At 39.1% G+C, this 13,839-nt stretch carries 14 protein-coding genes; 7 read left to right on the top strand and 7 right to left on the bottom strand.

Translation table 11 applies throughout. The features are described 5' to 3' along the window. Window positions 1-210: 210 nt before the first annotated feature. The 3 genes from Hs30E_RS04750 to Hs30E_RS04740 are packed head-to-tail and all read left to right on the top strand — an operon-like array spanning window position 211 to window position 2,691. A complete protein-coding gene (locus Hs30E_RS04750; protein WP_172208393.1) occupies window positions 211-1,176 on the top strand; it encodes a ribose-phosphate diphosphokinase in 966 nt (321 codons plus the stop codon). A gap of 36 nt (window positions 1,177-1,212) precedes the next feature. Beyond that, a complete protein-coding gene (locus Hs30E_RS04745; protein ID WP_172208391.1) occupies window positions 1,213-2,334 on the top strand; it encodes a cysteine desulfurase family protein in 1,122 nt (373 codons plus the stop codon). Window positions 2,335-2,349: 15 nt separating this feature from the next. Further along, window positions 2,350-2,691 (top strand): DUF1831 domain-containing protein, encoded by a 342-nt coding sequence (locus Hs30E_RS04740; RefSeq protein WP_172208389.1) that lies wholly within the window; start codon window positions 2,350-2,352, stop codon window positions 2,689-2,691. A 120-nt stretch (window positions 2,692-2,811) separates the two neighbouring features. Here Hs30E_RS04740 and tuf read toward each other — a convergent pair whose 3' ends face one another. Next, window positions 2,812-4,008, bottom strand: a complete 1,197-nt coding sequence (gene tuf / locus Hs30E_RS04735) for an elongation factor Tu (protein WP_172208387.1) — start codon at window positions 4,006-4,008, stop codon at window positions 2,812-2,814. 301 nt (window positions 4,009-4,309) lie between these two features. On the opposite strand from tuf, the gene Hs30E_RS04730 reads away from it, so the two are divergent. The 4 genes from Hs30E_RS04730 to zwf all read left to right on the top strand — a co-directional run bounded on the left by Hs30E_RS04730 (window position 4,310) and on the right by zwf (window position 7,731). After that, window positions 4,310-4,498, top strand: coding sequence for an SPJ_0845 family protein (locus Hs30E_RS04730; protein ID WP_172208385.1), 189 nt, complete (start codon window positions 4,310-4,312; stop codon window positions 4,496-4,498). Beyond that, window positions 4,488-5,375, top strand: coding sequence for a permease (locus Hs30E_RS04725; protein WP_172208383.1), 888 nt, complete (start codon window positions 4,488-4,490; stop codon window positions 5,373-5,375). Before Hs30E_RS04730 ends, Hs30E_RS04725 begins: the two co-directional genes overlap by 11 nt. A gap of 3 nt (window positions 5,376-5,378) precedes the next feature. Continuing rightward, the gene (locus Hs30E_RS04720; RefSeq protein ID WP_172208381.1) at window positions 5,379-6,179 is read left to right on the top strand and encodes a TIGR03943 family putative permease subunit; all 801 of its coding nucleotides are present in this window, start codon (window positions 5,379-5,381) and stop codon (window positions 6,177-6,179) included. Window positions 6,180-6,258: 79 nt separating this feature from the next. Then, a complete protein-coding gene (gene zwf / locus Hs30E_RS04715) occupies window positions 6,259-7,731 on the top strand; it encodes a glucose-6-phosphate dehydrogenase (protein ID WP_172208379.1) in 1,473 nt (490 codons plus the stop codon). 153 nt (window positions 7,732-7,884) lie between these two features. On the opposite strand, the gene Hs30E_RS04710 is transcribed toward zwf, so the two are convergent. From Hs30E_RS04710 to Hs30E_RS04685, 6 genes are all read right to left on the bottom strand, one after another. Beyond that, window positions 7,885-9,732, bottom strand: coding sequence for an APC family permease (locus tag Hs30E_RS04710; RefSeq protein WP_172208377.1), 1,848 nt, complete (start codon window positions 9,730-9,732; stop codon window positions 7,885-7,887). Between the two features lie 333 nt (window positions 9,733-10,065). Then, window positions 10,066-10,218, bottom strand: coding sequence for a class I SAM-dependent methyltransferase (locus Hs30E_RS04705; RefSeq protein WP_172208375.1), 153 nt, complete (start codon window positions 10,216-10,218; stop codon window positions 10,066-10,068). 130 nt (window positions 10,219-10,348) lie between these two features. Next, complete coding sequence (locus Hs30E_RS04700; RefSeq protein WP_172208373.1) at window positions 10,349-10,672, bottom strand: hypothetical protein; 324 nt, start codon at window positions 10,670-10,672, stop codon at window positions 10,349-10,351. Window positions 10,673-10,706: 34 nt separating this feature from the next. Next, window positions 10,707-11,336: a uracil phosphoribosyltransferase gene (gene upp / locus Hs30E_RS04695; protein WP_172208372.1), complete on the bottom strand. Its 630-nt coding sequence runs from the start codon at window positions 11,334-11,336 to the stop codon at window positions 10,707-10,709. A 196-nt stretch (window positions 11,337-11,532) separates the two neighbouring features. After that, window positions 11,533-12,696 (bottom strand): MalY/PatB family protein, encoded by a 1,164-nt coding sequence (locus Hs30E_RS04690; RefSeq protein WP_172208371.1) that lies wholly within the window; start codon window positions 12,694-12,696, stop codon window positions 11,533-11,535. 4 nt (window positions 12,697-12,700) lie between these two features. Continuing rightward, on the bottom strand, window positions 12,701-13,798 hold the full coding sequence (locus Hs30E_RS04685; RefSeq protein ID WP_172208370.1) for a cystathionine gamma-synthase: 1,098 nt from the start codon (window positions 13,796-13,798) through the stop codon (window positions 12,701-12,703). Window positions 13,799-13,839 lie beyond the last annotated feature (41 nt).

The following is a 13,839-nucleotide window of genomic DNA, read 5'->3' as shown; positions in this document are numbered from 1 at the left end:
AAAGAAAAACAAGAAGAAAAGTGTGAAACAAAATCTTTTACAGTGCTTGTTAAATGAGCGTGTTTTGTGTGCTGTTATTGGAAATTTGTGATGTTGTTTGATAAATTAAATTTATGAAACGACCGTGTATTGCCTCAAGATAAGACTACTATTTTATCGCATTTTTTGGTAAAATAGAAACAGTAAAAATATTTGTAGAAATGGACGAAAATGACTTACAAAGACAAGGCAATCAAACTCTTCTCACTCAACTCCAACCGTGAACTCGCCGAAGAAATTTCCAAAAACTCAGGAATTCCACTTGGCAAGATTTCGTCAAAACAATTTTCTGACGGCGAAATTCAGATTAACATTGAAGAAAGTGTTCGTGGTTTCGACATTTTCATCATCCAATCAACTTCTTATCCAGTCAACACACATTTGTGGGAACTCTTGATTATGATTGATGCTTGTAAACGTGCTAGCGCAAACACGATTAACATCGTCATGCCTTACTACGGCTATGCAAGGCAAGATCGCACGGCTTCTACCCGCGAGCCAATTACCGCTAAACTTGTGGCTAATATGTTGACAAATGCGGGTGCAGATCGTATTTTAACCCTTGATTTACATGCCGCTCAGGTACAAGGTTTCTTTGATATTCCCGCAGATAACCTCTTTACTGTCCCTTTGTTCGCTGATTATTATCGGCAAAATGACTTGGTTGGCGACAATGTTGTCGTTGTTGCGCCTAAAAATTCTGGTATCAAACGCGCACGTTCGCTTGCTGAATATTTGGATAGTCCGATTGCTATTGTTGATTATCCTGATGATGACCAAACCCGCGAAAATGGCTATATCATTGGCGATGTTAAGGGGAAAAGCGTCATTCTCATTGACGATATTCTAAATACTGGTAAAACTTTCTCAAGTGCTGCGCTCATTGCAAAAGAAGCTGGTGCTAAGGAAATCTATGCCGTTTCTTCACACGGTCTCTTCACACCTGGCGCTGCTGCTCGTCTTGATATCGCTGGTATCACTGAGGTTCTTGTGACTAATTCAGTCAAAACTGAGACACCAAAACCTAGCGCTATCAAATATATCAGCGCTGCACCATTGCTTGCGCACGCCATTATCAATATCTATGAAAATAGACCTGTCAGCCCACTTTTTCAATACAGCAAAACATCTGACTAACTCACAAACTAAAATTTAAAAATAGGAGGTAAGCTCATGATTTATCTCGATAATGCTGCAACAACACCTGTTTTTCCAGAAGTCGCTAAAGAAATGTTTGAAATTCTGAACACTACTTTTGGTAATCCGTCGAGCATTCACAACTACGGGCGAAGTGCTAGTAAGGTTGTTCGACAAGCCCGCCACACAATTGCCGAGATTTTAGGCGTTCCTGCGCGAAATCTAATTTTCACATCAGGCGGCTCCGAAGCCAATAATCAAACCTTGATTGGCTATGCCTTAGCCAATCGTGACAAAGGAAATCATATTGTTACGACAGCAATTGAACATCACTCTGTCTTACATGCTGTCAACTATCTGCGTGACCGTCACGGTTTTGATGTGACTTTTGTTCCTCCACACGCTGACGGCTCTTTTACGGCAGATTTAATTGCTGAAGCATTGCGCGACGAAACGATTATTGTCTCAACCATGTATGCCAATAACGAAACTGGTCAGCTACTACCGATTGCCGAGATTGCTGAGTTAATCTCTCCCCATCAAGCCGTTTATCATGTTGATGCCGTACAGGTCATTGGAAAAATACCTATCAAACCTCTTGAACTTGGCATTGACTTTCTCTCAGCTTCCGCTCACAAATTTCATGGTCCAAAAGGTGTCGGCTTTCTCTATCATGCTAACTTCGCCTTTGATAACCTCATTCACGGTGGCGAGCAAGAAGAAGGACGTCGTGCTGGTACTGAAAATACTCATTCAATTGTTGGCATGGCAAAAGCACTTGAGATGTCTGCTGAAAACTTTGAAACGAATTTTAACAAAGTCACTGCACTCAATTCTCAACTACTTTCTGAACTTTCTGAATTTGATTTTTATATCAACCATTTCGGTAATAAAGTCATGCCGCATGTCTTAAATATCGGCTTTCCAAACATGAACCAAGACTTATTACTCATGAAACTTGATTTGCAAGGTGTCGCCATCTCAACTGGCTCGGCCTGTACGGCTGGTGCGATTGAGCCGTCACATGTCCTTGCTGCCGTTTATGGGCATGATGACAAAAGACTAAAAGAATCCGTCCGAATTTCACTATCTGATATGACAACATCTGCAGAAATAACAGAATTTGTCCAAATTTTAACCAACATTTTAAAAAAATAAAGGAAGACACTCACTATGGCATTTGTAACTGAAAAGCACCTTGACGATTGTCGTTACACCTATAAACTCTCGCCAAATATCAAAAAATACACGCTAGTTGATACAACTTTTATGAAAAATAAAATCGGTAACTATGAGCTAACACGTGTTTTGGAAAAAGAACCCAATTCCGGTCAAGGTCCACTCCTCAAAATCACAGTCAATCCTGATTTGACAGGCTTCAAATTGTCAATTACCGACAAATCTGGTCTCAGAAATATCAATATCTTCAAGTCTGATGATAACAAGATGATTCAAGAGAAATTTTATTTCCAACTGGATGCGCTCGTTGATCGTGATATTTTTGTTAAGGAATAAGCGCAATAACTGGACTTTTTTTAGCTAAAAAATAGACAAGAAAAACACCCAAATCTAAATTTGGGTGTTTTTCTTGTCTATTGTCCGACCAATAGATAATTTTCGGAAGTTTAAAATGAATTAAGCTTCGATTTCTGCAACAATACCTGAACCAACGGTACGACCACCTTCACGAATAGAGAAAGTCGTTCCTTGTTCAACGGCGATTGGGTGAATCAATTCAACTTCGATTGACACGTTATCACCAGGCATTACCATTTCAGTACCAGCAGGCAACTTGATTGAACCAGTTACGTCAGTTGTACGGAAATAGAATTGTGGGCGGTAGTTATCAAAGAACGGTGTATGACGACCACCTTCGTCTTTAGACAAGATGTAAACTTCGCCTTTGAAATGTTTGTGAGGCGTGATTGAACCTGGTTTTGCAATAACTTGACCACGTTCGATTTCGTCACGTTGTACACCACGAAGAAGGACACCAACGTTATCGCCGGCCATACCTTCGTCAAGTTGTTTACGGAACATTTCAACACCTGTAACGATTGCTTTAGAAGTTTCTTCTTTGATACCAACGATTTCGATTTCATCATTGACATGAACAGTACCACGGTCAATACGACCTGATGCAACTGTACCACGACCAGTGATAGAGAACACGTCTTCGACTGGCAAAAGCAAAGGTTTGTCAGTGTCACGCTCAGGAGTTGGGATATATGAGTCAACAGTATCCATCAATTCCATGATGATGTCTTCGTATTCAGCATCGCCTTCAAGAGCTTTAAGCGCTGAACCAACGATAACTGGTGTGTCATCGCCTGGGAAGTCGTATTCTGACAAGAGGTCACGAACTTCCATTTCAACGAGTTCAATCAATTCTTCATCATCAACAAGGTCTTTTTTGTTGAGGAAGACGATCAATTTACCAACACCTACTTGACGTGACAACAAGATGTGTTCACGAGTTTGTGGCATAGGTCCGTCAGTTGCTGCTACTACAAGGATAGCGCCATCCATTTGAGCGGCACCAGTAATCATGTTTTTAACGTAGTCCGCGTGACCTGGGGCATCAATATGGGCATAGTGACGTGCTGCAGTTTCATACTCAACGTGAGCAGTATTGATTGTAATACCACGTTCGCGTTCTTCTGGCGCTGCATCAATTGAAGCATAATCTTTAGGTGTGTTTACTGATGAAGGCAAACGACGTGACAAAACAGTCGTAATTGCCGCAGTAAGTGTCGTTTTACCATGGTCAACGTGTCCGATTGTACCAACGTTTACGTGTGGTTTCGAACGATCGTATTTTTCTTTAGCCATTTTTAAAAATGTCTCCTTTAAGATAAAAAATATATTTTTTTAGATAAACTGCGCATGACGACAATCTACCATTACTTTACAATTATAACGTTTTTTTGGAAAAATGCAAGTGTTAAGCGATAAAAAGATGATTTTTTGTTTATTTTTGGTAAAATAGAAGATGTAAGATAGTAAAAATGTTGGATTTTTCTGAATTAGTAAGTGGTCAAATCGCTTTTCTTCAGCGATTACGCATTACAAAAAAAGTTTCAGACACACTACTCCTTAACAAGGACTATATAAAAATAGAAAAGAGCATAAAATGGCATTAACTTTTAAAAAACGTGATGACTTTGACAAAGTTTTGGGAGATTTGGGCGTATTACCACCAGAAATCACTTTCGATGAAAAAAACGAAAAACCTAATGGTCAGAAAGTCAAATCTGCTGAAGATTTTTTGATTAACAACGAAAATAATACTAAAGCAGAAAAATCTAAGAATGTTCAGTAATTTACCCGATAGCGCTCTGCAATGTGGCGCAATTTTCATGTCAATTATCATTGAAGCACTGCCATTTGTCTTACTTGGTAGCTTGCTTTCAGGATTTTTGGAAATCTTTTTATCACCTGAATTTATGGCACGAATTTTACCAAAGCGTAAATTTTTGCGGATTTTTTTCGGTATTTTTATTGGTTTTTTCTTTCCATCTTGCGAATGCGGCATTGTGCCGATTGTCAATCGCTTTCTGGAGAAGAAAATGCCTAGTTATACGGCGATTCCATTTTTGGTAACAGCACCAATTATTAATCCGATCGTTTTATTTGCAACTTTTATTGCTTTTGGCAATTCATTTAAATTTGCTTTACTCCGTGCAATTGGTGCGATTTTCGTTGGCACGATTTTAGGCATTTTACTGGGATTTGTCATTGATGCCGATATTGTTAAGGGCAAAACAGTTTCTCACGCGCAATCACATGATTTGCCGATAAAAGTGACGGGGAAAATTTGGGCAAGTTTGACACATGCAGTGGATGAATTTTTCGACACGGGACGATACTTGATTTTTGGCTCTATCGCAGCAAGTCTGCTACAAGTTTATGTTCCGACAGGCATTATCACGCAAATTGGTCATCGTAAACTCACGGCAATTTTGCTGATGATGTTGCTCGCCTTTGTGCTTTCACTTTGTTCTGAGGCTGACGCTTTTATCGCTGGCTCGCTCATCAGCATTTTCGGAACGGCACCAATTGTTGCCTTTCTACTTTTTGGACCAATGGTTGACATCAAAAATTTACTGATGATGAAAAGGTTTTTCAAAACACGATTTATCTTGCAATTTGTTGGCATTACAGCGCTTTCTATCCTTATTTTTTCGTGGGTGGTGTAACTTATGATGAGACTATTAATTTTGGCAGGCTATTTTGAGTTGATGATGTACTTGCAAATTTCAGGCAAGCTCAACCAATATATCAATACGCATTATCGTTATCTCGCTTATATTTCTATGGTGCTTGCGCTAATCTTTGCTATTGTTCAGCTGATTGTTTGGGTAAAAAATGAAAAAATTCAGTCACATATGACACCTTTAGCCAAAATCAGCAGTCTTGTGATTCTTGCCTTTCCTTTGCTAATCGGTTGGACTTTTCCCATCGTTACGTTGGATGCAACGATTGTCAACAGTAAAGGTTTCCAGTTTCCACTTGCTGAAGGGTCAGGCGATACGTCTGATGGCACACAAATTCAATATTTACAGCCAAATACTAGCAGCTATTTCGTCAAATCAGATTATGACAAATTGATGAAAGAAACGCTTGAAAAGTATAAGAATCAGACAATTGATATTACGACTGAAAATTATATGGAAATTATGGAAGTTATTTATAATTTCCCACAAGCCTTTATTGGCAAAAGCGTGACTTATACTGGCTTTGTCTACAATGACCCAACAGATGCGCAAGCACAATTTCTTTTTCGGTTTGGAATTATTCATTGTATCGCCGATTCTGGCGTTTTTGGCTTAAGAACACTTGAAAATACCGAACATTTTCCTGATAATACTTGGATTAAAGCAACTGGTGTGATTGATATGGCATTTTATAAACCTTTTAACCGAGAATTGCCTGTTTTAAAAGTGACTAGTTTTAAACAGATAGAAAAGCCTGATAATCCTTATGTTTACCGTGTCTTCTAAAAAATTGTCGCTGATTTCTGAATTTTCGCCATTTTTATGGTAAAATATAATCAATTATCTATTAATCTAGGAGAAAACTATGAATCAAGCTGTTTTTACACTATTTGGTGCAAGTGGCGATTTGGCGAAAAGAAAGCTCTACCCATCGCTATACCGCCTTTATAAATCTGGCGTTATTAAAGAAAATTTTGCAGTCATTGGAACGGCTCGTAGACCTTGGACGAAAGCGTATTTTGAAGGTATTGTTGTTGATGCGATTGGTAATCTTGCAACCAGTAAGAGCGATGCACAAAAATTTGCCAGTCACTTCTACTATCAAAGCCACGATGTGACCGACTCTGAGCATTATCTCACGTTGAAAAACTTGCAAGATGAACTTTGTGACAAATACCAAACGAATCACAATAAAATTTTCTTTCTTGCCATGGCACCCGAATTTTTTGGCACAATCGCTAGTCATCTCAAATCTGAAAATATTGTTGACGGACAAGGTTTTGAGCGCTTAATTATCGAAAAACCTTTCGGAACAAGTCTTGCGACCGCTGAAAAATTGAACGAAGAATTGGCACAAGCTTTTGACGAAAATCAAATTTTCCGTATTGACCATTATTTGGGCAAAGAAATGATTCAAAATATTTTTGCTGTTCGTTTTGCTAATATCCTATTTGAAAATGTTTGGAATCGTGACTTTATTGACAATATTCAGATTACTTTTGCTGAATCTATCGGTGTTGAGGAACGCGGCGGTTACTACGAAACAAGTGGTGCACTCAAAGATATGGTTCAAAATCATATTTTGCAAGTTCTCTCACTCCTTGCTATGGATAAACCTAACTCATTTTCTGGCTCAGACATTTTACCCGAAAAAATCAAGGTGTTGCAAAATTTGCGCATGCCAAATGATGATGATTTTGTTCGCGCCCAGTACACTGCTGGGACAATCAGCGACCATACCTACAAGGCATATGTTGATGAGGATAACGTCGCCAACAATTCAAAAGTCGATACTTTTGCCAGTGGCGTGTTCTTTGTTGACACTGAGCGTTTTCGTGATGTTCCGTTCTTCTTTCGGACTGGCAAACGTTTGACTGAAAAAGGAACACGAATTAACATTTCATTCAAGCAAGATACTAATATTTTTGGTCAAATGCTTGAAAATAACGTATTGACGATTTACATTCAGCCAACCGAAGGCTTCTCACTAACTTTAAACGGCAAGGAAGTTGGTAAAACGTTTGAAATGGCACCGATTAAGCTTGATTATCGCCATGATGCAGAAACACTCGGTAACTCTCCCGAAGCCTATGAAAAGCTCATTTTTGACGTGCTAAATGGCGATTCTACCAACTTTAGTCGTTGGGAAGAAGTTCAAGCAAGTTGGACTTTGATTGATAAGGTTATCGAAACTTGGGCAACTGACAAAACACCACTTTATTACTATAAAGCAGGTTCAATGGGACCACGTGAAAGTTTTGAATTATTAGAAAAATATCACACAACTTGGCTTTGGACACCAGATGAGTGGTATCGTGAACGCGGATTTTTGGCGTAATGTAAAAGAGGCTGGGACAAAAGTCGAAAATTAGCATAATTTAGCTAATTATAAAATAGAAGAACCGCATGAAATCAACGTTTTCAAAAACGAATTTCATGCGGTTGTTTTATTTTTGAGACTTTTGTCCCAGCATCTTTTATATTTTTCCCTCTATTTCTTCAAATGATAAGAATAACTAGAAACAATAATATTATCGCGCCAACTTAGATAATAGCGCATGCGGATTGACATTTGATTATGTAGGACGTTTTGCCATGGATGTTTCGGGACAAATTGTGGGACAAGAACGGTCAGGGTATGGTCGTTCTTGTCAGAAGCCTTAGCAACCAAATCAACATATCGAATAACAGGTCTGACAATATCACGGTAGCTCGACTCAATCATCGAAAAGGTGACGTCAGGAAAATAGGTGTGAAATTCTGTTTCAACTTCCTTGTCCTTATCAAGCGTTTCTTGAGTTGAGACGTGCATGGCAATGACTTCATCCCCGATTGAACGCGCATAATTAATCGCACCGATAGAAACATTTGTCACATTACCAATCAAAACAATAACGGTATTACCAGTATAAGTTCGCGCAACAACTTCTCCATTTTGCAAGCGCAACTGGTTGGCAACATTGGTATAATGGTGCTTGATACTGTAAAATAGGAACAAAATAACAGGCATAATCAGGAAAAATGGCCAAATATCAGGCAGACGGAAAATCAGCAGAATCAAGACAATGGCGTAAGAGATTCCTGCGCCAATAAGGTTTGAAAGCGCTTTGTGCCAAAATTTTTTGCCAATTTCACGCCGCCATTTGATAACCATGCCTGTTTGCGATAGGGCAAATGGGACAAAGACACCAATCGAATACAAGGGAATTAAGCGTTCGGTTGAGCCATTAAAAATAACAAGCAAAATAATCGCGCCAACTGCAAGACTGATAATGCCATTAGAATAGCCAAGTCGTGCGCCTTTTTCCATATACATGTGAGGCATATATTTATTTTTAGCAAGATTATATGACAACATCGGAAAAGCTGAAAAACCTGTATTGGCAGCAACGGCGAGAATCATAGCTGTTGCAAATTGGAAGATATAATAAAAAGTCTTGCCGATTCCTGAAAAGTTAAAAACTTGACTAGCAACTTGCGATAAAACAGTCACGTGCGCCGTAGGCACTACCCCTGTCCAGTAGTTCAAGAAAGTGATACCACTGAAAAAAATACCAAGAATCAGTGCCATAATGCCTAACGTTGCGGCAGCATTTTTCGCCTTAGGCTTTTTGAAAAATGGTACAGCATTTGAAATCGCCTCAACACCTGTCAAAGAAGCTGAGCCACTTGAGAAAGCCTTGAGGAGCAAGATGAGAGACATTCCAGAAACAGTTGTGCCAAGCGAATTGGTCGCATGATAAGGCATATCGCCAGTCAAAATGCGCATGCCCCCAACAAGAATCAAAACAACTGTCATAACAACAAAGGTATAAACAGGCACAAGTAAAAATCCCGCCGACTCGTGCAAACCACGCAGATTCATCAACATCAAAACAAGAATCAAAATAATCGAAATCAGCAGATTGTAATCATGCAAAACAGGGAGTGCCGACGTAATCGCATCAGCCCCCGCAGCTACCGAAACGCCAACTGTTAGCATATAATCAATGAGGAGACTACCTCCAGCGACAAGCCCCGCCATATTGCCAATATTTTCGGTTGACACAACATAAGCGCCACCACCTTGCGGATAAGCATGGATAATCTGCCGATAACTGAGCGTTAGACTGGCAAGGAGGACAAGCACGACAAGGGCAATGGGGAGGCTATACCAAATCGCCGCACTACCTAAAGTCATGAGAACAAGCACAATTTGTTCTGTCCCATAGGCAATAGACGACAAAGCATCACTTGACAGCATAGCAAGCGCTTGAAACTTCGTCAACAAGTGATTATCATCATTTGTTGACTTTAGCGGTCTGCCTAGTAAAAGTTGTTTTAGATTCACTTTTCTCATTTTTTCATCCCATTTCCTCAGATATTTCTTATGTCATTATTATAACACCAAAAAAGCATGAATACAAAATTTTCACGCTTTTTTGATGTTTAATTCAAAGCGCCAACTTTTGATAAACAATATACTCGTTTAACTATAAAAAGATTACGAAACTTTTTATAGTTAAATGAGTATCGCATAAGATTTTTCTTAATTATGGTTATCACGTTTACTTTAAAACCAACTTTTTCTCCTGCCTTAACCAATGTCGCCAAGTCATAAACTTTGAAAACATTTTTCCTTTTGAAATGACTAAATTATTTCGCTTACTTGCTATTCAAATCATATCATTAGTTATTTCACAACAGAAATAATGCGCATCGTTTTTTTAGCTAATTTTTGGAGTAAATAACCATTTCCAAAACCAATATCTAAAACAGTCTCATTCTTTTTTAAGTCTAAAATTGCCATCACTGTCTTATATTGCTTGCCATTTATGCGATTCATTATAAAAGTTGACACTTTCCCTGAAAAGCCTGTCGGTTTGACAAATTGTGTCCCAATAAAATGTTAGAGATTCAATACCATTTCTTTCCCCTTTATTTGAACAAGCACAAAAAGCGCAAAGAAAATACTTTCACGCTTTTTGACTCAAAAATTTATCAACTAATTTTTCAAACTCATTTTTGACGAATGTATCATCTGATTCAGGCGTGAAAAATTTGATTGGTCGGCTTGTCATATCGCGGTATAAAAGGAATTTAATCGTATTATCTACCATTTCAAATTTGATGGCTGGCGCGCTTTCAAATGTGCTACATGGTCCTGATTTTGAGAAGTCAAATTCGTAGATATTGTCGGCAAATTTGATCACACGATAATAGCCATCGCCAAGAAATTGTCGATTGTCGTCATAATTTTTGATAACGGTATTTATTTTATCATATCTATTTTTAGTCATACTCTATGATAACATTTTTAGCAGAAATTGCGTCTTATTTTGTTCCAAACAAGCGATCGCCCGCATCACCCAAACCAGGGACGATATAACCATTTTCATTGAGCTTTTCGTCCAATGCTGCTGTGAAAATATCAATGTCAGGATGTGCTTCTTGTAAAGCCTTAACACCTTCAGGTGCAGAAACAAGACAAACAAATTTGATATTTGAAGCGCCACGTTTTTTGAGTGAGTCAATAGCTAAAATCGCTGAACCACCTGTCGCAAGCATCGGATCAACGACAAAAATCTGACGTTGGTCAATGTCTTCTGGTAATTTGACCAAATATTCAACAGGTTTCAAGGTTTCTTCATCACGATACATGCCAATATGCCCAACTTTTGCGGCTGGTACCAAAGACAAGAACCCATCAACCATACCAATACCTGCACGCAAAATCGGAACAATCGCCATTTTTTTGCCTGACAATCTTTTTTGCACCGTTTGAGTAATCGGCGTTTCGATTTCAACGTCCTCCAAAGGCAACTCACGTGTCACTTCATACCCCATGAGCATGGCAATTTCATTGACCAACTCACGAAAATCTTTACTACCAGTCTTGGTTTGACGTAAAATCGTGAGTTTGTGTTGAATCAGCGGATGTGTGATAATTTGAAATTTTCCCATTATATTAAAGACCAACTTTCTGATATTTGTAAGGATCGCTTTAAAAACGACTTTTAGTCATTTTTTAGATGAAATTTTACGCCTATGCAACGCACCATCACAAGCGCACATCTTATCACTATCTGTGAGTTTATAAGCTGCCCTTACCTTAGTATCATTATAACAAAAAAACTGCCAAATGACAGTCTTAAATACCTTATCTCGGCAAAACCGCAACAAGTCGCTCAACTGCTTCTTTAACTTGGGCAAATGGTGCAGCAACATTGAACCGCGCATGCCCCTTCCCCTCAGCACCAAAACTTACGCCACTGTTCAAAATCACTTTCGCCTTATCGTGCCACAACGTTTGCAACTCATCATCAGAAAAACCATAATCAGAGAAATCAAGCCAAACCAGATAGGTTCCTTCTGGCCTCATAACACGCACACGCGGTGCATGCTCAGCAAAATAAGCCACTAAGAAATTGATATTTTCCGCTAGCACTTGCTTGAGTTCAGCCAACCACTCCTTACCGTAAGTATAAGCAGTTTCCGTAGCAATGAGACCTAAAGTCGAAATTTCATGTTGATTATTCGCAAGTTGTTGTTTTTTGAACCGTTCTCTTAATCTTTCGTTTTCAATAAGAACAACGGAATTTTTCGTACCAGCAATGTTAAAAGTCTTGGTCGCACTGGTTAAAACGACTGAAAAATCTGAAAAATCGCTAATCGTGTTAAAAGTATGGTGCTGATTGTCAAATAAAGCCAAATCTTGATGAATTTCATCAGAAACGAGCATGACCTGATGTTTGCGACACAAATCTCCAAGGCATCTCAACTCATATGCTGTCCAAACTCGACCACCTGGATTATGAGGACTACAAAAAAGGTAAAGTTTGACATTATTAGCCACTATATCTTTTTCAAGTTGCTCAAAATCAAGCTCGAAATGCCCGTCTTTTTCAATCAAGGAATTAGTAATCAATTTACGGTTATTGAGTTTAACTGTCCGCGCAAATGGCGGATAAACTGGTGTATTGATAAGAACGGCATCATTTTCCTTAGTAAAGGCTTGAATACTGACCGAAATAGCAGGAACAACACCTTCTATCAAAACAATATCAGAACAATTGATAGAATAATTATGATAGCGATATTCCCAATCAACAATACTCTGATAAAGAGATTCAGAAGGGTAAGTATAACCAAAATCGCCAGTTACAACGAATTTTTGAAGTGCTGTTGTCATCTCAGGAAATGTGGCAAAATCCATATCGGCTACCCACATCGGCAATAATTTACCGTCTTTTTCAGCTTCCCGCCATTTTACAGAATGGTTGCCCAAACGGTCGGGAGCAGTCGTAAAATCGTATCTTGTCATCACATCACACTTTCAAGGCAAGCGCCAAATCAGCAATCAAATCATCGGCATCCTCGATCCCAACTGATAGGCGCAGTAAATCATCGGTCAAGCCATAGCTGGCACGCACATCAGTCGGAATATCAGCATGCGTTTGGGTTGCAGGATAGGTAATCAGCGATTCTACACCGCCCAAACTCTCGGCAAAAGTAATCACGTCAAGTGCGTTAATAATCGCAGGAATCTTCGCTTGATTGGCGACCTTAAAGGAAATCATACCGCCACGTCCAGTATAGAGAACCTCCTTAACCGCAGTATTTTTAGCCAAGAAAGCCGCAATTTTGGTCGCATTTTTCGTTGCCTGTTTCATGCGTAATGCCAAAGTTTTTAATCCACGCATGACCAAATAACTATCAAATGGCGACAGGACAGGACCAGTCGTGTTAAGATTATAGATGAGTTTATCATATAAGGCTTGCTCTTTAACAATGACAGCACCCGCCAAAACATCATTGTGTCCCGCCAAATATTTGGTCGCTGAATGAAGCACAATATCTGCACCTAATGCCAAAGGTTGCTGATAAATCGGCGTATAAAAGGTATTGTCAACAATGACTTTTGCACCATTTTCATGCGCTTTTTTAGCCACTTTTTCAATATCAACTTCAATCATCAACGGATTAGTCGGCGTTTCGATATAAACAATATCTGTCTCCGCTGTAATGGCAGCAAGCATATCAGCCTCCGTCACAACATAATCAAAGTCGAAAATGCCACGCTTAGCTTGATCATTGAACCAACGAAAAGAACCACCGTATAAATCACGTGAAGCAACGATTTTTGATCCGACAGGAAAAATTTCAAGCGCCAAAACAATCGCTGACATACCTGAACTTGTCGCAATAGCAAACTTCCCTCCCTCAATCGCAGCCAAAGCCTCTTCCAAAGTCACACGTGTCGGATTTTTTGTGCGCGTATAGTCGAAACCAGTTGATTTGCCAAACTCAGGGTGCTGATAAGTCGTCGAAAAATGAATCGGCGAAATCAGCGAACCAGTCGTTTCATCATGGTTGTTCCCGATATGAGACAAAATTGTTTCAATTTTCTTAGCATTAGTTGTCATGACTCTACCTCATTTGATTTTTGTGCCTATTACTTCTATTT

Source organism: Pseudolactococcus hodotermopsidis (genome assembly GCF_011170085.1).
GTDB lineage: Bacteria > Bacillota > Bacilli > Lactobacillales > Streptococcaceae > Pseudolactococcus > Pseudolactococcus hodotermopsidis.
The sequence above is the reverse complement of the archived record's forward strand: the minus strand, read 5'-3'. Positions and strand labels throughout refer to the sequence as shown.

Coding starts and splice junctions, on each gene's coding strand:
- zwf (WP_172208379.1), top strand. CDS start 6,259: ATGAATCAAGCTGTTTTTACACTATTTGGTGCAAGTGGCGATTTGGCG.
- Hs30E_RS04745 (WP_172208391.1), top strand. CDS start 1,213: ATGATTTATCTCGATAATGCTGCAACAACACCTGTTTTTCCAGAAGTC.
- Hs30E_RS04700 (WP_172208373.1), bottom strand. CDS start 10,672: ATGACTAAAAATAGATATGATAAAATAAATACCGTTATCAAAAATTAT.
- tuf (WP_172208387.1), bottom strand. CDS start 4,008: ATGGCTAAAGAAAAATACGATCGTTCGAAACCACACGTAAACGTTGGT.
- Hs30E_RS04740 (WP_172208389.1), top strand. CDS start 2,350: ATGGCATTTGTAACTGAAAAGCACCTTGACGATTGTCGTTACACCTAT.
- Hs30E_RS04710 (WP_172208377.1), bottom strand. CDS start 9,732: ATGAGAAAAGTGAATCTAAAACAACTTTTACTAGGCAGACCGCTAAAG.
- upp (WP_172208372.1), bottom strand. CDS start 11,336: ATGGGAAAATTTCAAATTATCACACATCCGCTGATTCAACACAAACTC.
- Hs30E_RS04705 (WP_172208375.1), bottom strand. CDS start 10,218: ATGAATCGCATAAATGGCAAGCAATATAAGACAGTGATGGCAATTTTA.
- Hs30E_RS04725 (WP_172208383.1), top strand. CDS start 4,488: ATGTTCAGTAATTTACCCGATAGCGCTCTGCAATGTGGCGCAATTTTC.
- Hs30E_RS04690 (WP_172208371.1), bottom strand. CDS start 12,696: ATGACAAGATACGATTTTACGACTGCTCCCGACCGTTTGGGCAACCAT.
- Hs30E_RS04685 (WP_172208370.1), bottom strand. CDS start 13,798: ATGACAACTAATGCTAAGAAAATTGAAACAATTTTGTCTCATATCGGG.
- Hs30E_RS04730 (WP_172208385.1), top strand. CDS start 4,310: ATGGCATTAACTTTTAAAAAACGTGATGACTTTGACAAAGTTTTGGGA.
- Hs30E_RS04720 (WP_172208381.1), top strand. CDS start 5,379: ATGATGAGACTATTAATTTTGGCAGGCTATTTTGAGTTGATGATGTAC.
- Hs30E_RS04750 (WP_172208393.1), top strand. CDS start 211: ATGACTTACAAAGACAAGGCAATCAAACTCTTCTCACTCAACTCCAAC.